Raw genomic sequence first — 17493 nt, 5'->3', positions numbered from 1 at the left:
CCGCGGTCGTATGCGCAAGCACGCGGCGGCAGGAACGGAGCATCCGACCCGATGGACATTCGTGCGCAGCTGATCGAGCGCTTCCTGCGCTACGTGGCGGTCGAGAGCCAGAGCGATGCCCGCGCGACGGCGCTGCCGAGCACGCCGGGCCAGCAGCGCCTCGCCGCGCTGCTCGCGGCGGACCTGCGCGATCTCGGCCTCGCCGACGTCGTGATCGACGCCTGCGCCACCGTCACCGCGAAGAAGCCCGGGACCGTGCCGGGCGCTCCCCGCATCGGCTTCATCGCCCATCTCGACACCGTGGATGTGGGCCTCTCGCCGGTCGTGCATCCGCAGCTGCGGCGCTACGAGGGGGCGGATCTCTGCCTCAACCCGGAGCAGGACATCTGGCTGCGCGCGGCCGAGCATCCCGAACTCGACCCCTGGGTCGGCGCCGACGTGATCTTCAGCGACGGGACCAGCGTGCTCGGTGCCGACGACAAGGCCGCGATCGCCATCATCATGACGCTGCTGGCCGATCTCGGCCCGGAGGATCGCCACGGCGACATTCACGTCGCCTTCGTGCCCGACGAGGAGATCGGGCTGCGCGGGGCGAAGGCGCTCGACCTCGCCCGTTTCCCCTGCGACTTCGCCTACACGATCGACGCGACCGAGGTGGGGGAGGTCGTCACCGAGACCTTCAACGCCGCCTCGGCCGAGATCGTCTTCACGGGCGTGACCGCGCACCCGATGTCGGCCAAGGGCGTGATGGTCAACCCGCTTCTCATGGCCCACGACTTCATCGCCGCCTTCGACCGGGCCGAGACGCCCGAGCGCACGGCGGGCCGCGAGGGCTACGTCTGGTTCCACGACCTCGTCGCGCAGGCTGCGCAGGCGCGCCTCACGGCGATGGTGCGCGACTTCGACCGGGAGAGCTTCGCGGCGCGCAAGCGGCGGCTCGCCGCCGTCGCCGAGGAGATCGCGGCCCGCTATCCCACCGGGCGCGTCGCCTGCCGGATCAGCGACACCTACGGCAACATCGCCGACAGCCTCGGCGGCGATCGTCGCTGCGTGGATCTGCTCTTCGCGGCCCTGGCGGAGGTCGGCGTCACGCCCAAGCCCCTCGCGATGCGGGGCGGCACGGACGGGTCGGCGCTCTCCGCGCGCGGCCTGCCCACGCCGAACTTCTTCACGGGCGGCCTGAACTTCCACTCGCGCTACGAATGCCTGCCGGTCCCGGCCTTCGAGACGGCCTACGCGGTGGCCGGCGCGATCTGCCGGCTGGCTCCCGACCATCCCCGGACCTGACGCGGCGCACAGGGGCGGGCAGGCCCCGCTCAGGCGGCCGCGATGCGGGCGGCCTCGCGGAGCTGCCTGCCTCTGTGCCGTTCCGGCAGATGGTCGCCCTCCCCGAAGATCCGGCGGCGCAGGGTGCCCTCACGATAGGCCGTCTTGTAGAGGCCGCGCTCCTGCAGCGCCGGCACCACCCAGCGGATGAAGTCCCGCCAGCTCTCGGGGGCGACGGTGCGGGTGAGATTGAAGCCGTCGATCTCGCCCTCCTCCACCCAGCGCTGCATCTCGGCCGCCACGCTCTCGCCGCTGCCGACGATCAGCGGATAGCGGCCGCCGAGCGCGAGCCCGTCCAGAAGCTGGCGCTTGGTCAGCCGGCGCTGCCGGGCGGCGGCCGTGGTCGATTGGATGCCGTTGGTCGGCCCGTAGGTGATCGCGTCGTCGAGCCCGTAGCGGGAGAAGTCGATGCCGCTGCCGGAGGCGAAATGGGCCAGCCCCGCCTCGGGGTTGGCGTAGGCGAGGTACTCCGCGAGGCGGTCGGCGGCGACGGCATCCGTCTCGCCGGTCACCACGGTGAGGCCGGCGAGGATGCGGATGTCGTCGGGCCGGCGCCCGGCCGCCACCACCGCCTCGCGCAGCTGGCGCGAGGTCTTGCGGGCGCTCTCCGGATCGGACGCCATGATGAACACGCATTCGGCGTGACGCGCCGCGAACCGCTGGCCGCGCCCGGAGGTGCCGGCCTGATAGAGGACGGGCGTGCGCTGCGGCGACGGCTCGGCGAGATGGTAACCCTGCGAGGCGTAGAACGGCCCGTCATGGCGGATCGGGTGGATCTTTCCCGGGTCGGCATAGAGCCGGGCCGCACGGTCCCGCCGCACCGCCCCATCCTCCCAGCTCGTTTCCCAGAGCTTGTAGAGGAGGTCGAGATAATCGTCGGCCCGGTCGTAGCGCGCGTCGTGCTCGGCCATGGCCGCCTGCCCGACGGCGCGGGCAGCGCTGTCGAGATAGCCCGTCACCACGTTCCAGCCGACCCGCCCGTTCGTCAGATGGTCGAGGGTCGAGACGCGGCGGGCGAAGGTGTAGGGATGCTCGACCGCGACGTTGACGGTGACGCCGAAACCGAGATGGCGCGTCGCCGCCGCCATGGCGGGCACGAGCAAGGTCGGGTCGTTGACCGGGAGCTGGATGCTCTCCCGCGCCGTGAGATCGATCGAGTTCCGGTAGACGTCGTAGACGCCGATGATATCGGCGATGAAGACGGCATCGAACAATCCCTCCTCAAGGATCCTCGCCGTCTCGATCCAGTAATCGAGCCGCGTGTATTCGTGGGACCGGTCGCGGGGATGCGTCCACAGGCCGTGATTGATGTGGCCGACGCAGTTCATCGTGAAGGCGTTGAGCAGGATGTCTTTGCGGGTATTCATACGGGACGCTCACGGCCGGAACGGAACGGGTGGAGGGGCGCTCACCGCACGCGCAGGCGCCGGACGGCGGCGTCGCCGGCGAACTGGACGAGGCAGACGAGCGCCACGAGGACGGCGATGACGATCGCCATCACCGTGGTGTCGAAGCGCTGGTAGCCGTAGCGGATCGCGAGGTCGCCGAGCCCGCCGGCGCCGACCGCGCCGGCCATGGCCGAGGCGCCGATCATGCTGACGAGGGTGATGGTGAAGCCGCCGACGAGCCCCGGCAGGGCCTCGGGCAGCAGCACGTGGCGCACGATGTGCCGGCGCCGGCACCCCATCGCCTGGGCGGCTTCGATGAGGCCGGCATCGACCTCGCGCAGCGACACCTCGGCGATGCGGGCGAAGAAGGGCGTCGCGGAGACCGAGAGCGGCACGATCGCGGCCCAGACGCCGATCGTCGTGCCGGTGAGGAGCCGCGTCAGCGGCAGCAGGGCCACGAGCAGGACGATGAAGGGCGTGGCGCGGAACCCGTTGACGACGGCGGCGACCGCCCGGTGGGCGGCGGGCGCGGCGACGATGCCGCCGGGGCTCGACAGGACGAGGAAGAGCGCCAGGGGTATGCCGGCGAGGAGCGCGATGCCGGCGGAGACGCCGACCATCGCGATCGTGTCGAGGAACGCCTGTCCCAGGCGGGCGAGCATCGCGTCAGACATAGCCGAGAACCCGTGTTTCCTGGGCGAGGGCCGAGAGGTCGCCGAGCGGCTCCCCCGGTGCGAGGCGTGCGGCGACGAGCAGGCGGCCCTGGCTGTGGCCGTCGATCCGGTCGAGGGTGGCATCCAGGAGGCGCAGGGCGCCCCCGAAGCGTCCGGCGAGCGCCGCGAGGTCGGGCTCCGTGGCGCCCGTGAAGCGCAGGGCGATCACCGCCTCTTCGGCCTGCGCGAGCCGGCGGTCCGGACGCAGCCGGCCGGCCAGATCCTCCGGCAGCCCCCGCGCGAGGGGCTGGAGCAGGGCCCTGGTGGCGTCGTGGCGCGGATCGCCGAAGACCTGCCAGACCGGGCCGGTCTCCGCCACACGCCCGCGGTCGAGCACGAGCACGTGGTCGCAGATCTCCCGGATGACGCTCATCTCGTGGGTGATCAGCACGATGGTCAGCCCGAGACGGCGGTTGATGTCCTTGAGGAGCGTGAGGATCTGCAGCGTCGTCTCGGGATCGAGGGCCGAGGTCGCCTCGTCGCAGAGCAGGATCTCCGGCCCGCTGACGAGGGCGCGGGCGATGCCGACGCGCTGCTTCTGCCCGCCGGACAGGCGCGACGGATGCGCATCGTGCTTGCCCTCCAGGCCGACGAGGCGCAGCACGTCGTCCACGCGCCGGGCGATCTCGGGGCCCGGAACCCCCGAGACGCGCAGCGGCAGGGCGACGTTGTCGCGCACCGTCTTCGCCGACAGCAGGTTGAAGTGCTGGAAGATCATCCCGACGCGGCGGCGCAGGGCGATCAGCGCCTCCCCGTCGAAGGTCGCGACGTCCTCGCCATCGACCAAGACCCGGCCCTCGGTCGGGCTCTCCAGCCGGTTGACGAGGCGCAGCAGGCTCGACTTGCCCGCCCCCGAGCGGCCGATGATGCCGAAGATGCCGCCCTCCGGCACCGCGACGTCGATGCCCGCGAGCGCCCGAACCTCCCCGGCCGCCGACCGATAGGTCTTGCCGACCCCCTCGAAGCGCACGGAGCCCGCCCGGCGTGGGGCGGGCCTCGCCCCGGCCGCCCCGCGCACCCGGGAGACGGCGCGGTCCGCCGCGGCCGGGAAGAGGCTGCGGCGCGCGAGCGCGATGGTTTGCCCGACCATGGTGCCCTCCTGTCCGGAATGCCGCTCAGTTCTTCCAGACGATCGAGTAGAGCTTCGGGTTGTCGGCAAACCCCTTCGAGATGGCGGCCCGCACCTTCGGCGAGGTCTGGTAGATCCTGACGAACTTCTGGAATCTCGGGTCTTCGGCCCGGTCCCGGTTGGCATAGAAGCGGACGGCGTAATCCACGTCGTCGAGCCCCGAGAAGAGGAGCGCGCTGCCGGGATCGAAGGCCCTGGAGGCGATGATGAAGTGCGGGTAGCCGACCGCGAGGTCGACGTCGCCGGTCACGCGGGCGAGCTGCGGCCCTTCGACCTCCCGAAAGGTCAGCCTCTTCGGGTTCCCGGTGATGTCGTCGAGGGTCCCCATGGCGCCGACCCCGTCCTTCAGCCGGATCAGCCCGGCCTTGGCGAGGAGCAGCAGGGCCCGGCCCTGGTTCACGGGATCGTTCGGGACCGCGACCGTGCCGCGGCTGGGGATCTCCTCGAAGGATTTGTGCTTCAGCGAGTAGAGCCCGACATTGAGCAGGGTGCCGAGGCCGATCTCGGCGAAGCGATAGCCGCGCTGGCGGCTGGCATTCTCGGCGAAGAGCTTGTTCTGGAAGTAGTTCAGGTCGAGGTCGCCCGCCGCGAGCGCGACGTTCGGCGTCGTCCAGTCGGAGAACTCGACCACCTGCACGTCGAGCCCCTGGGCCTTGGCCTCCTCGGCCGCGGCGATGACGGAATCGGCGTAGACGCCGGGCACGACGCCGACCTTGATCCCCTGCGCCAGGGCGGGGGAGGCGAGGCCGACGAAAGCGAGAACGATGCCGGCGAGGAAACGCGAAGTCATGAATTCAGTCTCGTTGCAGGAAAACGGAGAGGATCGGCACCGGCAAGCGGCCCCGGGGTGAGCAGCCCCTTGCGAAGGCGTCGCCCGATCGGATCGCCCGCCCGGACGCCATGTTCTCCCGGCCTCCGCTCGCGAGCCGGATGCGCGCGGCCGGCATCACAGGCGACGGGACGTACAAAGAACACGGAAATCCTCAGATCTGGCATGCTGCAGAGATCCGGGCCGACGATCGTCGGCCAACTGGTTATCCCGCAGCATCGACTCCGCGCAATTCCAAATTGCCGTCGAGAAATAGTATTTTATATTTTCTTATTGCGCAGAAGGAGATGATTATTTTACTGCCCGGAGATGACCGAGTCCGACGCTCGTCGGCGACTTGGCGCCACGGGGCGGACTCGGCTGCAGCCATCGGCAACCGAGGCGGGAGATCCGGGGCGCGCCAGGGTGTTCGCGCCATTGGACATCGAGCCGAGCGGGACTTCGGCGAACGCACAGCGCCCGTCCGGTTGATGGCGCAGCCTCTCCCACGCTCACCCTCGGAATGAGCGCGCGTGATACCGCCGCGCTTATGAACTGATCTGTTTCAGGTAGGGGTAGGCGCAGAGGGACTTGATGCGGCCGGTCTCTGCCGCGAGCGCAGTCCAGGCCCGGCAGCACGCCTCGACGACGGCCTCGTCGTCGGCGAGGAGCCGATGGGAGAGGTAGCGCTCGCGCAGGTAGAGCCAGACACGCTCGACCGGGTTCAGCTCGGGACTGTAGGGCGGCAGCGGCACGAGGGTGAGGTTGGGCGGGAGCGTCACCGCGCGCGGATCGTGCCAGCCCGCACCGTCCAGCACCATCACAGCGTGGGTGTCGGCTGGGATGCTGGCCGCAAAGTCGGCCAGGAAGCGATCCATGGCCTGAGTGCAGACCCGCGGCAGCACGAGGGCGAACTCCTCGCCTGTGGCGGGCCGCACGGCTGCGAAGATGTAGGCTGAGGCGAAGCGCTTGTCGCACAGCCCTGGCGGGCGTTGGCCGCGCACCCACCAGCGATGGCCGGTCCGGCCCTTCTGGCCCACGCGCGCCTCGTCCATGAACCAGAGCGCGATCGTCTTGTCCGGATGGGCTTGGGCCGCCGCCGCTACGGCGGTGCGAAGCCCCCTTTGGCGAAAGCGGCCGCCGCACGGGCGTTCCGCTTCGGGTGAACGGGCCTGGCCTTCTGCTTCGACAGCCCGAGCCGACGCACGACCCGCGACATGGATTGCGGGCACATCGTCTTGTCGAACCGCTCCTCGATGAAACGGCAGAGGTCCGGCAGCGTCCAACTCGACGGCTCCCCTTGCTCGGGATCTGGCCCAACCAGGATCCGATGCACCAGAACTGCTTGCTCACCCTCGCTGAGGATCTCTCGCCTGTGGCCGTGCGGACGATCCACCAGCCCGGCCAGCCCCTCGGCATTGAACCGGATCACCGCATCGCGCAGAGCTTGGCGCTCCATCCCGGCCGCCCGTGCCGCCTCGGCGCGGCTCATGCCTTCCAGCGCATTGGCGATCGCCAGCATCCGCTGCGCTGTCGAACGGCGAGGCTCTTTCCTGGCCCGCCGCCTCAACTCAGTCGGCGTCGCGACATCCTCCCGGATTGGCAAACCGCGTCCCATTCCGACCTCCCGCTCAGGCAGGAGCCAATTGAATCAGCTGCTTCCTTCCCGGGGAACACCCATCCGAGTCACCTCAATCGCGCGCCGGTATGAGACGAAGGGTCTTGCCGGCCGCGATTGCCGGGAGCCGTCAAACAGGCCCTCATACGGTTTCCGGATGATCGCTTCGCGATGCGGAAACCGGCCTCGCTCAGGCGCCGCGCGGGCTCGTGATACGGTTTCCGAAAGTGATCTTCCGGAAACCGTATCAGAAGAGGCGGCTGCCATTCGGTACGGGGCGGTCCGGCGTGACGAGCACCACGGCGCCCGCCTCGTCGGGAAAACCGAGCGTCAGCACTTCGGACTTGAACTTGCCGATCTGCCGGGACGGGAAATTGACCACGCCTGCCACCTGCCGCCCGATCAGCGCGTCCGGCTGGTAGTGCGTGGTGATCTGCGCGCTCGTCCGCTTGTGTCCGATGACCGGACCGAAGTCGATCACGAGCTTGAGGGCCGGCTTGCGGGCCTCGGGGTAGGGTTCCGCCGCGATGATCGTGCCGACGCGGATGTCGACCGCAAGAAAGGTGTCGAAGCTGGTTTGCGGGGCGGGCGGCGTTTCGGAGGGGTGAGCTGCGGTCATGGCGCCCTCTATCGGCCATGGCATCCCCTCCGACAAGAACCTTGTCCCCTCCCCGGCCGGCCCGCGGTGCCATGCGGCCCGTGGAGGCGCCCGCTGCCAGCGCAACGCTTTGCACCAAAGCACGAGCGACGATTCGCAATGCGGGCTCACGCCCGCGTGAGCCGATCGGGTATCCACGGTTTGACGGCGCAGATGCAATCTAAGTTAAATTTCGCCGCAGGACGGCCAGGGAGCTGCCGATGGAAAAGATCCGTCTTCAGGCCAGCGCAGACGGCACCTTCACCTTGTTCCGCGGCGAGCAGCCGCTCGTTCGCGGGTTGAATCCCGAGCAGGCGCGGCGGCTCGCCTCCAGCCTCGATGCGGAGCTGCGGCTGCCGCTCGATCTGTCCAGGACCTCGCGCCGCTAGGGCAGCGCCCGATCACGCGGCGATCGGGCGCTGCCCTCGGTTTTTGATGTCACCGCATCGTCCGCGACGAACCGGGATCCGCTCCGTCGGACGATCCCCGCGGACCGGCCGCGCCTCACCGGAGAGCCGTCGGGCTGCACGGGATGCCAGGCCGCCTGCCCGCGACCCTGGCTGGTGCGCAACGCGCGGGCCGCGGGACGCGCGGACGATCCGCCCCGCCTCGACGGGGCTCGCCGAGATGTTCATCGCGGGCGGCACCGGGAGGGCTGCCGTCGATCCCTCGGGCCGGTCATCACCCGCAATGCAGTTTCGATCAATCAAGCGGATGGCAGCCGATGAACAACACCCCGGATCGATGATCGTGGCTTGCCTTTCGGAGCTGTATCGGAGCGGTTAGGGTGCCGATCGATTGCCGATCGGCCTCTCGTGATGTCCACACCAACCCTGAAGCAGCTCCGCTTCTTCGTCGCCGCGGTCGATTGGGGCAGCTTGTCCCGGGCGGCATCCCACCTGAACGTCGCGCAGCCGGCCCTGAGCCAGCAGATCGCCCAGCTCGAAGCCAGCCTGAGGAACGAGCTTCTCACCCGGACGCCCCGGGGGGTTTACCCGACCGAGGCCGGTGACCGCTTCTATCGCCACGCGCGCACGATCCTGCGCCAGGTGGAGGGAGCGGTCGCCGATCTCACGGGACCGGTCAAGGTCATCGGGCGCGTGGCGATCGGGCTCCCGACGAGCGTCGCCACCATCCTGGCGCATCCCCTGCTGGGCGCGATCCTCAACCGGTATCCGGGCATCCGGCCGGAGCTGTTCGAGAGTCTCTCCGGCTACCTCCACGAGTTGATCGCCCGGCATCGGCTCGAACTCGCGGTCCTGTACCGCGACCGTTCCAGTCCCGGATTGACGGTGCGGCCGATCCTCCGCGAGGAATTGTTCCTCGTGACGAAGGCAGGGTCGATGCCCGCCGCGTCCATCACCATGCGGGCGGTCTCCCAGCTTCCGCTGGTGATGCCGAGCCCGACCCACACGCTGCGGACGATGATCGAGGCGGCCTTCGCGCAGGAGGGGTTCGCGCTCAACGTGATCGCGGATGTCGACAGCCTGCCCACCATGCGCAAGGTGGCCGCCTCCGGTCTCGCCGCCACCATCCTGCCGGTCTCGGCCCTGTCGGGGATCGACGACGCGCAGCGCCCGGCCATGATCCGCATCGTGGAGCCCGCCATCACCCGGCCGCTCGGGCTGTGCTACGCGGCCGACCAGCCCTTCGTCGGTCCCACCGCGCTCGTGGCCGACCTGATGGTCGCGGAGATGCGCCGTCTGGTCGAGAGCGGGGCATGGGGCGGAGCCGTCCTCGCGGAGCCATAAGTTTTCACGATGGCCACCCCGTAAAATCCTTCTCGATCCGCATAGCCGGGTCGGTCAGGATGCCCCTCACACGCGATCAACAAGAAGCGCCGGGGAGGCACAATGGTCCGCACGTCGCGCCCTCGCACGCGGGTACGCTCCGGCCGGAGCGGATCATGAGCACGATGTCCTCGATGATGGCGGACGGACCGCTCTCCGGCATCCGGGTGCTCGATCTGTCGCGCCTCGTGGCCGGCAACATGCTGAGCCTGCAACTGGCCGATTTCGGCGCCGACGTGATCAAGCTCGAACCGGGCAAGGGCGATCCGCTGCGCCACTGGCAGGAGAACGGCATCTCGGCCTGGTGGAAGGTCTACAGCCGCAACAAGCGCTCGATCCGGCTCGACCTGAAGAGCGCCGAGGGCAAGGCCACCTTGCGCCGGCTGGTGACGACGGCCCAGGTTCTGGTCGAGGGCTTCCGCCCCGGCGTCATGGAGGCCGCGGGCTTCGGTCCCGACATCCTGCTCGGCCTCAACCCGAAGCTCGTGATCGTCCGGATCAGCGGCTTCGGCCAGACGGGGCCCTACGCCCAGCGGCCGGGCTTCGGCTCCCTCATCGAGGCCATGAGCGGCTTTGCGGCCAAGAACGGCTTCGCCGACAAGCCGCCCGCCCTGCCGAACCTCGCGCTCGCGGACATGGTGGCCGGCCTGTCGGGCGCCTTCGCGACCCTGGCCGCCCTCCGGGTCGCCGAGCGGCCGGACGGCCTCGGGCAGGTCGTCGATCTGTCGCTGCTGGAGCCCCTGCACGCGACGCTGGGCCCGGACGCCGCGATCCACCGGCTGACGGGCCGCTCGCCCTCCCGCATCGGCAACCGGGTCAGCATCACCGCGCCCCGGAACGTCTACCGGACCCGCGACGGCGAGTGGATCGCCCTGTCGGCCTCGACGCAGGACATGGCCGCGCGGCTCTTCGGGGCCATCGGCCGTCCGGACATGATCGGCGACCCGCGCTTCGCCACGAACTCCGCCCGGCTCGACAACGTCGACGAGGTCGACGCGATCGTGGGCGGCTTCATCGCCCAGCGCGACCTCGCCGAGAACCTCGCCTATTTCGCGCAGGCGGAGGTGACGGTCGGCCCGGTCTACGACCCGGCGGGCTTCGCGCTCGACCCCCACGTGCAGGGCCGCGGCGTGCTGGTGGAGGTCGAGGATCCGGATCTCGGTCCGGTCCCGATGCACGCCCCCTTCCCGCGGCTGTCGCGCACGCCGGGCCGGATCCGGCGCCTCGCGCCGCGGCTCGGGCAGGACGAGGGCGACGTGGAAGCCGAACTCGGGCGGGAGGACGTGCGGTGAGGATGCGCTCCCTCCTGTTCGCCCCGGCCGATTCCCCGCGCAAGGTCGAGAAGGCGGTCGCATCGGGGGCCGATCGCGTCATCCTCGATCTCGAGGACAGCGTCGCCCCCGCCGGCAAGGCGGCCGCGCGCGAGGCGGCCGTGGCGGCGCTGCGGGCCCGGCCCGATCACCTGATCGTCCGGATCAACCCGCGCGAGACGGCCTGGCACCTCGACGACCTCGCGGCGATCGTGCCGGCGCGGCCGGCCGCGATCCTGCTGCCGAAATGCGCCGGGCCGGCCGACCTCTCGGTGCTCTCGGGGCAGATCGACGTCCTGGAGGCGGTGGGCGGCCTCGCGGCGGGGAGCGTCGCCGTGCTCCTCCTCGCGACGGAGACGGCGGCCTCCCTGCAGCGCATGGATTACGCCGGCGTGTCGCCGCGGCTGCGCGCCCTCTGCTTCGGGGCCGAGGACCTGTCGGCCGATCTCGGCATCGTGCCGCGCCGCGGCGACGGGACGCTCGCGGCCCCGATCGCGGCGGCCCGCGACCGGCTGCTGATCGCGGCGGCCGCCGCCGGCGTGGCGGCGATCGACACGCCCTTCCCCGATCCGCGCGACCCGGCCGGCCTTGGCGCCGAGGCGCAGGCCGGCGCGGCGGACGGCTTCTCGGGCAAGCTCTGCATCCATCCCAATCAGCTCGAGGCGGTGGCGGCCGCCTTCACGCCGCCGCCGGAGCGCGTCGCGTGGGCGACCGCGGTGGTCCGGCTCCTGGAGGGGAACGGGGCGGGGGTCGCCACGCTCGACGGCAAGATGATCGACATCGCCCATCTGAAGCTCGCCCGCCGCGTGCTCGCGATCTCGCCCGACGCGACCCAACCGGTGGGCTAAACGGGCTTCGCACGATCTGGTCACCGGTTTTGTGACAAAATCTGCAATGCATCGGAATCCCAAGCGGATGAAGCGCAGCCTTCCGACGCAGGTTTGCTTGGCAAGTTCGCTTGGGAAGAACGACATGGCAATTCTGCCGAGCTTGCCGTTGCCGCATCGCGTTCGCCGCCGAACCGGCGATCACTTCGGCGATCACTTCGGCGATCACTTCGGCGAACGATGCTGAGGAACCGGACGATGATGCGTTTTCCCACCAGCAGCCGCGCCGCCGTGGTGCGCGCGTTCAAGGCCCCGGTCTGCATCGAGGAGGTGCCGATCCCCAAGGAGCTGGAGCCCGGCACCATCCTGACCCGGATCGAGACCTGCTCGGTCTGCGGCACGGATGTCCATCTCTGGCAGGGCTCCCTCGCCCTCAAGGTCGATCTGCCCGTCATCATCGGCCACGAGATGGTCGGCCGGATCGTCGCCATGGGCGCCGGGACGGAGCGCGACTCGGTCGGTCAGCCGCTCCGCGTCGGCGACCGCATCACCTGGACGCACACGGCCTGCGGGCGCTGCTACTTCTGCACGGTCGCGCGCGAGCCGACCCTCTGCCAGTACAGCCGCAAGTACATGTACGAGCGGATGGATGTCGCTCCGTACCTGCTGGGCGGCTTCTCCGAATACGGCTACGTGCTGCCCGATTCCGGCCGGGTGAGGGTGCCCGACAACGTGCCGAACGAACTCGCCAGCATGGCGAGCTGCGCGTTCCGGTCGGTGATGAACGCCTTCGACGTGCTCGGGCGGATCGACCCGACCGACACCGTGGTCGTCCAGGGGGCGGGTCCGCTCGGGCTGCTCGCCACCGCCGTCGCCAAGATCTCGGGCGCCCGCCGGGTCGTCACCCTCGGCGCCCCCGAGCCGCGGCTCGCACTCGCCCGCGAGTTCGGCGCCGACGCGGTGATGTCCGTCGAGCAGACGACGCATGAGGAGCGGCTCGACCGGGTCCGGGCGCTGACCGACGGACGCGGCGCGGACGTGGTGATGGAGTTCACCGGCCATCCGGACGCCTTCGGCGAGGGGCTCGACCTCGCCCGCCGCGGCGCGAGCTACGTCGTGGTGGGACAGCTCGGCCAGGGCACGACCACGATCAAGCCCTCGACCATCGTCAGCAAGAACCTCCGGGTGCTCGGATCCTTCTCCGGGCAGGCCAAGGCCTACTGGAAGGCGCTGGAATTCGTCTCGAAGCACCTGCACGAGGTGCCGTTCGACCGCATGGTCACCAATCGCTACAAGCTCGACGACGTCAATACGGCCTTGACCCGGATGAAGAACTTCGAGGAGATCAAGCCGATCATCGAACTTTGATGCCGAATAAACATCAATAAATTCGATGTCGGGAGGAGAGGCGACATGAAGACATTCCAGCTGTTCATCGACGGGGCGTCTGTCGATGCGGGGCCGTCCGCGTGCCGAAGAGGCTGCGCGCCGGCACCGTCTGGGTGAACACCTATCGGGCGACCAGCTACATGATGCCCTTCGGCGGCATGAAGCAGTCCGGCCTCGGGCGCGGGAGCGGGCTCGACGCGGTGCGCGAGTATCTCGAGACCAAGAGCGTGTGGACCTCCACCGCGACGGAGGTCCCGGCCAACCCCTTCATCATCCGCTGACGGCCCCTCGGGGAAGCCGCCCCTCGCGGCATCCCCGGACCCGCAGCCAACGACAAGATTTCAGGAGGAACGATGTCGAGCACCCTCATCTCGCGGCGCGCGCTCATCGCCGGCACGATCGGCGCCGGCCTGGTCGGTTCGGCCGTCCCGCTGCGCTACGCCCGCGCGGCCGAGTACGTCTTCAAGCTCGGCACGGACGTGCCCGAAGCCCATCCGATCAACGTCCACGCACGCAAGGCCGCGGACGCGATCAAGGAGCAGACGAACGGACGGGTCGAGCTTCAGATCTTCTCGAACAACCAGCTCGGCGGTCAGAGCGACATGCTCTCGCAGCTGCGCTCCGGCGCGCTCGAATGCTTCGCCCTCTCGGGCGTGAACGTGCTCTCGACGCTCATCCCGACCTCGTCGATCTACGGTCTCGGCTTCGCCTTCCCGAACTACGAGGCGGTCTGGCGCGGCATGGACGGGCCGCTCGGCCAGCACCTGCGGGGCCAGATCGAGAAGGCCGGCTTCGTCGTGATGGAGAGGATCTGGGATAACGGCTTCCGGCAGATCACCAACAGCGTGCGGCCGATCAGGGAGCCGAAGGACCTCCAGGGGCTCAAGATCCGGGTTCCCGTCAGCGCCTTGTGGACCTCGCTGTTCAAGTCGCTCGGGGCCGCGCCGACCGGTCTCAACTTCGCGGAAGTCTACTCGTCCCTGCAGACCAGGGTGGTCGACGGGCAGGAGAATCCGCCCGTCATCATCAACACCGCCAAGATCTACGAGGTGCAGAAGTACTGCTCCGTGACGAACCACATGTGGGACGGCTGGTGGTTCCTGATCAACCGCCGCGCCTGGGCCCAGCTGCCGGCGGACCTGAAGGACGTCTTCGCCAGGAACGTCAACGCGGCCTGCCTGGAGGAGCGCAAGGACGTCGCGCACCTCAATGCCAACCTGCGCGAGGAGCTGACCGCGAAGGGGCTCGCCTTCAACGACGTCGATCCGGCCCCCTTCAAGGAGGAACTCCGCAAGAGCGGCTTCTACGCCGAGTGGCGCAAGAAGTTCGGGGACGAGGCGATGGGCCTCCTCGAAGCCGCGGCCGGGACGCTCGGCTGAGCGCGCCGCGTAACCGAATCGCAAGGGGCGGCAGGACACCCTGCCGCCATGGTATCCGTCCGCTTGGTGATCCGCGAGCTGCGCGACGACGCCCGCCACGGGCATCCGCGCCGGTGGCCCGGTCTGGCGATCAAAGTGACGAACCGCGCGGGCCTGATGGAGCACCTCGCCGGCTGCGAGTGGCCGGCGGGCGACAGCGCGGAGACCTTCCTCGACTGGTGCGGGGACACGCTGCCGGAATCCTGGATCCAGATCCGCAAGCCGGACCTGACGAGGCGCGAGGAGGCGGTCAGCATCACCATGGCCGTCGGCATGCGGGGCGCGAAGCCCGATCCGCACGGCCAGATGAAGGCGCGGATGCGTTGGCCGTTTCCGCTCGCCGACTGGTAGGCCGTCGCGCCGACGGGCTTCGGCGCGGACGGTCGCCATCGGGAATGCGCGGCGGCGAGACCCGGTGGCGGCGGAGCCGCGGCCCGGCCGTCAGCTCCGGCACGCTGTTCTTCATCGCGAGCTGCTGGATCCATGTTGGCCTGACGCACGATGTCGGCATGGACCAGCTCATCCTGCCGCAGCTGATGCGGGCGATCGGCCAGCCGCTCTTCACCATCCCGCTCTCGCAGCTCTCGACGGCCGGCTTGGCGCCGCGCGACACGGCGGATGCCTCGGCGCTGTCGAACATGATGCGCAACCTCGGCGGCGCGATCGGCATCGCGATGCTCTCGACGATGATCGACCGGCGCGAGCACATGCACTTCTCGGTGCTGGCCGAAGCCGTCACGGTGAACGCGACCCGTACGCCGGAGCGTCTCGCGGCGCTGGCCGCGGGCCTGCACGGTCACATCGCCGATCAGGCCGCCGCGAAGGCCGCCGCCCTCGGCATGCTGGCGAGCCAAGTCCGCTGCGAGGCCTATGTCATGGCCTATGCGGACGGGTTCTGGCTCGTCGGGGTCAGCCTCGTGCTCAGCCTCGGCGTGGTGGCGATCCTGAAGAAGCCGCAGCGGGCCGCGGGCCCGATCGAGGCTCACTGACGCGGCCGGCTCCCCCGCCCGGAGGCGTCATACGGTTTCCGGATGATCGCTTCGCGATGCGGAAACCGGCCTCGCTCAGGCGCCGCGCGGGCTCGTGATACGGTTTCCGAAAGTGATCGTCCGGAAACCGTATCAGAGCGTTCCGAGGAAGGCGACGAGCGCCGCCTTCTCGTCGCGGGTCAGGCCGAGCGGCCGGATCAGGGGCGAGAGCCGCGCGGCCGGCGCGTGAAGCGGGCGGGCTGCCTCGGCGGCGTTGCGGGCCCAGACCTCGCCGCCGCCGCGGTCGTAGAGATTGACGATCCCCGCCAGCGTCGCGAGCAGCCCGGCATGGCCGTAGGGCGCGGTCTCGCCCACGTGACGCAGGCTCGGGGTGCGGAAGCGCCCGGCATCCTCCGGCTCGCCGGTGACCGCGAAGCGGCCGAGATCCTGCGCGGGCTCGCCGAAGGCGGAGAGCCTGAGGTTGTGGAAGCGCTCGTCCGTGAGCAGCGGGCCGAAATGGCAATTGGCGCAGCGCGCCTTGGTGCGGAACAGGTGCAGGCCCGCGATCTCCCGGTCGGACAGGGCCGCGGAATCCCCGGCGGCGAAGCGGTCGAAGCGGGTCGGCCCGTCGAGTCCGGCCAGATAGGCGACGAGGGCGGCCGAGAGCGTGTCCGCCGAGATCCCCGCTCCCGGGAAGGCCTCGGCGAAACGCGCCGCGGAACCGGGATCGGCCGCGAGCCGCCCGAGAACCGGGTCGAGGGCGGCATTCGCCATCTCGTCCGGGTCCGTCAACGGCGCCAGCACCTGCCGGGCGAGAGCCGAATGCCGGCCGTCCCAGCCCCAGCGGCTGCGCGCCGCAGCGGTCCGCAGGCCGGGCGGATTGCGGCGGCCGAGCCGGTCCCGATGGCCGCGCGCGGTCGGGGTGGGAACGGTCCAGCCCTGCGCCGGATCGTGGCAGCCGGCGCAGGCGAGGCGCCCGTCCACCGAGAGGGTCGGATCGTGGAACAGCCGCGCGCCGAGGGCGGCGCGGCGCTGCCCCGCCGGGTCGGGACGCGGGAGCGGGAGCCGGGCGCCGAGTTCCACGAAGGCCACCCCGGGCTCGATCCAGGCCGCGGGCCAGCGCTCCGGCGGTCCCGCATAAGCCCGGCGCAGGTCGGCCGCCGTATCCGGCGCCGGCCCGCCCTCCGCCCCGGCCGCGACCATCGCAGCGAAGCCGAGGGCGGCGCGAAGAAGGCGCCGTCCCTGCCTCAATGGCAATCGCCCGCCACCTGGTCGCGATAGACCTCGAACGCGACGGTCGAGGCCCAGCGCATCCGTCGCTCGCGCCACCCCCCCGCGCCCGACACCGAGGCCGCCGCCCGCCGGAGGGCGGCGCCGGCCGGGCTCTGCGCCGGGAGGAGCGCCAGCACGGTCGGCTCGACCGGCGGCAGGGTGGCGGAGAACTTGGTCCAGGCGCGGGAGGTGAACAATTCATCGAGGAGCGCCCGGTCATGGATGGCGGCGTCGCATTCGCCGCTGCGCACCCGCATCAGGGCCGGGGCCGGCGCCCGCACCACGACGACCCGGGCGCCGAAGCTGCGGGCGACGCGCTGGCCGGCCAGGTTCGCTTCCGAGGCGCAGACCGTCCGGCCCGCGAGGTCCTCCCACCGGCGGATCGCGGTGTCCGCGCGCATGGCGACGCTGAGGCCCGAGCGGTAGCCGAGCGGCACGGCCTCGCCGGAGGCGAGCCGCGGATCGTCCGGCCTCAGGCGGACGAAGACGCCGTCCACCGCGCCGCTCTCCGGCGCCGCCGCCCCGTCCGGAGCCGCGACGAGGCGCACCGGGCTGCCGAGGCTCTCGCCGAGGAGGCGGGCGAGATCGGGCTCGAATCCCTCCTCGTAGTAGATTCGCCCGTCCGGCGCGTCGGGCGGCGGAACATAGGCGGCGGCGAGGGTGAGCCCCCTCCCCTCGGCGCCGGACCGATGACCGCCCGGCCCGGCCGCCGGCGCGGCGCTCAGCGTCAGGGCCACCAGGACGGCGGCGGTCAGGCTGCGGACGGTCATCGTCATGGCGGTATCACGGCTCCTCTCCGGCTCACGGGATCCCGCCGACAAGGCGCTTGCGGCGGTCCGGGCATTAGTATACAAAAAATATGGATTTTATAGCCTGCTTGCGTCGAACCGCGGCAGCGCT

At 70.4% G+C, this 17493-nt stretch carries 17 protein-coding genes and 2 pseudogenes; 10 read left to right on the top strand and 9 right to left on the bottom strand.

Annotated elements, in window-relative coordinates:
- The first annotated feature begins 51 nt into the window (after nt 1-51).
- Nucleotides 52-1287, top strand: coding sequence for a peptidase T (gene pepT, locus ACE101_RS11990; protein ID WP_379129507.1), 1236 nt, complete (start codon nt 52-54; stop codon nt 1285-1287).
- A 29-nt stretch (nt 1288-1316) separates the two neighbouring features.
- Here the strand turns inward: pepT and ACE101_RS11985 are convergent, their stop codons facing one another.
- The 7 genes and pseudogenes from ACE101_RS11985 to ACE101_RS11955 all read right to left on the bottom strand — a co-directional run bounded on the left by ACE101_RS11985 (nt 1317) and on the right by ACE101_RS11955 (nt 7601).
- The gene (locus tag ACE101_RS11985; protein ID WP_379129505.1) at nt 1317-2693 is read right to left on the bottom strand and encodes an LLM class flavin-dependent oxidoreductase; all 1377 of its coding nucleotides are present in this window, start codon (nt 2691-2693) and stop codon (nt 1317-1319) included.
- Between the two features lie 41 nt (nt 2694-2734).
- A complete protein-coding gene (locus tag ACE101_RS11980) occupies nt 2735-3388 on the bottom strand; it encodes a methionine ABC transporter permease (RefSeq protein ID WP_379129502.1) in 654 nt (217 codons plus the stop codon).
- On the bottom strand, nt 3381-4517 hold the full coding sequence (locus tag ACE101_RS11975; RefSeq protein WP_379129500.1) for a methionine ABC transporter ATP-binding protein: 1137 nt from the start codon (nt 4515-4517) through the stop codon (nt 3381-3383). The genes ACE101_RS11980 and ACE101_RS11975 overlap by 8 nt, the downstream gene beginning before the upstream one ends.
- Before the next feature lie 25 nt (nt 4518-4542).
- Entirely contained in the window at nt 4543-5346 is an 804-nt protein-coding gene (locus tag ACE101_RS11970) for a MetQ/NlpA family ABC transporter substrate-binding protein (RefSeq protein ID WP_379129498.1), read from the bottom strand.
- 566 nt (nt 5347-5912) lie between these two features.
- Nucleotides 5913-6449, bottom strand: a pseudogene (locus ACE101_RS11965) (IS630 family transposase); the annotation flags it as partial.
- 17 nt (nt 6450-6466) lie between these two features.
- Complete coding sequence (locus ACE101_RS11960) at nt 6467-6886, bottom strand: winged helix-turn-helix domain-containing protein (protein ID WP_379126108.1); 420 nt, start codon at nt 6884-6886, stop codon at nt 6467-6469.
- A 343-nt stretch (nt 6887-7229) separates the two neighbouring features.
- On the bottom strand, nt 7230-7601 hold the full coding sequence (locus tag ACE101_RS11955; RefSeq protein WP_379129496.1) for a tRNA-binding protein: 372 nt from the start codon (nt 7599-7601) through the stop codon (nt 7230-7232).
- 239 nt (nt 7602-7840) lie between these two features.
- On the opposite strand from ACE101_RS11955, the gene ACE101_RS11950 reads away from it, so the two are divergent.
- From ACE101_RS11950 to ACE101_RS11910, 9 genes and pseudogenes are all read left to right on the top strand, one after another.
- Nucleotides 7841-8008: a hypothetical protein gene (locus ACE101_RS11950; protein WP_379129493.1), complete on the top strand. Its 168-nt coding sequence runs from the start codon at nt 7841-7843 to the stop codon at nt 8006-8008.
- Nucleotides 8009-8437: 429 nt separating this feature from the next.
- Nucleotides 8438-9370: a LysR substrate-binding domain-containing protein gene (locus tag ACE101_RS11945; protein WP_379129491.1), complete on the top strand. Its 933-nt coding sequence runs from the start codon at nt 8438-8440 to the stop codon at nt 9368-9370.
- Nucleotides 9371-9525: 155 nt separating this feature from the next.
- The gene (locus ACE101_RS11940) at nt 9526-10701 is read left to right on the top strand and encodes a CaiB/BaiF CoA transferase family protein (RefSeq protein WP_379129488.1); all 1176 of its coding nucleotides are present in this window, start codon (nt 9526-9528) and stop codon (nt 10699-10701) included.
- A gap of 2 nt (nt 10702-10703) precedes the next feature.
- Nucleotides 10704-11567, top strand: a complete 864-nt coding sequence (locus tag ACE101_RS11935; RefSeq protein WP_379138605.1) for an HpcH/HpaI aldolase/citrate lyase family protein — start codon at nt 10704-10706, stop codon at nt 11565-11567.
- A gap of 237 nt (nt 11568-11804) precedes the next feature.
- The gene (locus ACE101_RS11930; RefSeq protein WP_379129485.1) at nt 11805-12914 is read left to right on the top strand and encodes a zinc-binding dehydrogenase; all 1110 of its coding nucleotides are present in this window, start codon (nt 11805-11807) and stop codon (nt 12912-12914) included.
- 92 nt (nt 12915-13006) lie between these two features.
- Nucleotides 13007-13216, top strand: a pseudogene (locus ACE101_RS11925) (aldehyde dehydrogenase family protein); the annotation flags it as partial.
- Between the two features lie 72 nt (nt 13217-13288).
- Nucleotides 13289-14314 carry a TRAP transporter substrate-binding protein gene (locus ACE101_RS11920; RefSeq protein WP_379129482.1) on the top strand — a complete coding sequence of 342 codons (1026 nt, stop codon included), beginning with the start codon at nt 13289-13291 and terminating at the stop codon, nt 14312-14314.
- A 48-nt stretch (nt 14315-14362) separates the two neighbouring features.
- Entirely contained in the window at nt 14363-14704 is a 342-nt protein-coding gene (locus tag ACE101_RS11915; protein WP_379129479.1) for a hypothetical protein, read from the top strand.
- Nucleotides 14705-14862: 158 nt separating this feature from the next.
- Nucleotides 14863-15342, top strand: a complete 480-nt coding sequence (locus tag ACE101_RS11910; RefSeq protein WP_379129476.1) for an MFS transporter — start codon at nt 14863-14865, stop codon at nt 15340-15342.
- A 132-nt stretch (nt 15343-15474) separates the two neighbouring features.
- Here ACE101_RS11910 and ACE101_RS11905 read toward each other — a convergent pair whose 3' ends face one another.
- Both ACE101_RS11905 and ACE101_RS11900 read right to left on the bottom strand, forming a co-directional pair.
- Complete coding sequence (locus tag ACE101_RS11905; RefSeq protein ID WP_379129474.1) at nt 15475-16572, bottom strand: cytochrome-c peroxidase; 1098 nt, start codon at nt 16570-16572, stop codon at nt 15475-15477.
- Nucleotides 16569-17369, bottom strand: a complete 801-nt coding sequence (locus tag ACE101_RS11900) for a type 2 periplasmic-binding domain-containing protein (RefSeq protein WP_379129471.1) — start codon at nt 17367-17369, stop codon at nt 16569-16571. The genes ACE101_RS11905 and ACE101_RS11900 overlap by 4 nt, the downstream gene beginning before the upstream one ends.
- Between the last annotated feature and the right edge of the window lie 124 nt (nt 17370-17493).

Origin of the sequence: Methylobacterium carpenticola (assembly GCF_042748905.1) — a bacterium.
Classification (GTDB): Bacteria; Pseudomonadota; Alphaproteobacteria; order Rhizobiales; family Beijerinckiaceae; genus Methylobacterium; species Methylobacterium carpenticola.
Note: the sequence above shows the minus strand (reverse complement) of the source record. Positions and strands in the feature narration are given on the sequence as shown.

Coding starts and splice junctions, on each gene's coding strand:
- ACE101_RS11920 (WP_379129482.1), top strand. CDS start 13,289: ATGTCGAGCACCCTCATCTCGCGGCGCGCGCTCATCGCCGGCACGATC.
- ACE101_RS11945 (WP_379129491.1), top strand. CDS start 8,438: ATGTCCACACCAACCCTGAAGCAGCTCCGCTTCTTCGTCGCCGCGGTC.
- ACE101_RS11985 (WP_379129505.1), bottom strand. CDS start 2,693: ATGAATACCCGCAAAGACATCCTGCTCAACGCCTTCACGATGAACTGC.
- ACE101_RS11940 (WP_379129488.1), top strand. CDS start 9,526: ATGAGCACGATGTCCTCGATGATGGCGGACGGACCGCTCTCCGGCATC.
- pepT (WP_379129507.1), top strand. CDS start 52: ATGGACATTCGTGCGCAGCTGATCGAGCGCTTCCTGCGCTACGTGGCG.
- ACE101_RS11950 (WP_379129493.1), top strand. CDS start 7,841: ATGGAAAAGATCCGTCTTCAGGCCAGCGCAGACGGCACCTTCACCTTG.
- ACE101_RS11910 (WP_379129476.1), top strand. CDS start 14,863: ATGGACCAGCTCATCCTGCCGCAGCTGATGCGGGCGATCGGCCAGCCG.
- ACE101_RS11900 (WP_379129471.1), bottom strand. CDS start 17,369: ATGACGATGACCGTCCGCAGCCTGACCGCCGCCGTCCTGGTGGCCCTG.
- ACE101_RS11960 (WP_379126108.1), bottom strand. CDS start 6,886: ATGCTGGCGATCGCCAATGCGCTGGAAGGCATGAGCCGCGCCGAGGCG.
- ACE101_RS11970 (WP_379129498.1), bottom strand. CDS start 5,346: ATGACTTCGCGTTTCCTCGCCGGCATCGTTCTCGCTTTCGTCGGCCTC.
- ACE101_RS11930 (WP_379129485.1), top strand. CDS start 11,805: ATGATGCGTTTTCCCACCAGCAGCCGCGCCGCCGTGGTGCGCGCGTTC.
- ACE101_RS11980 (WP_379129502.1), bottom strand. CDS start 3,388: ATGTCTGACGCGATGCTCGCCCGCCTGGGACAGGCGTTCCTCGACACG.
- ACE101_RS11955 (WP_379129496.1), bottom strand. CDS start 7,601: ATGACCGCAGCTCACCCCTCCGAAACGCCGCCCGCCCCGCAAACCAGC.
- ACE101_RS11975 (WP_379129500.1), bottom strand. CDS start 4,517: ATGGTCGGGCAAACCATCGCGCTCGCGCGCCGCAGCCTCTTCCCGGCC.
- ACE101_RS11935 (WP_379138605.1), top strand. CDS start 10,704: ATGCGCTCCCTCCTGTTCGCCCCGGCCGATTCCCCGCGCAAGGTCGAG.
- ACE101_RS11915 (WP_379129479.1), top strand. CDS start 14,363: ATGGTATCCGTCCGCTTGGTGATCCGCGAGCTGCGCGACGACGCCCGC.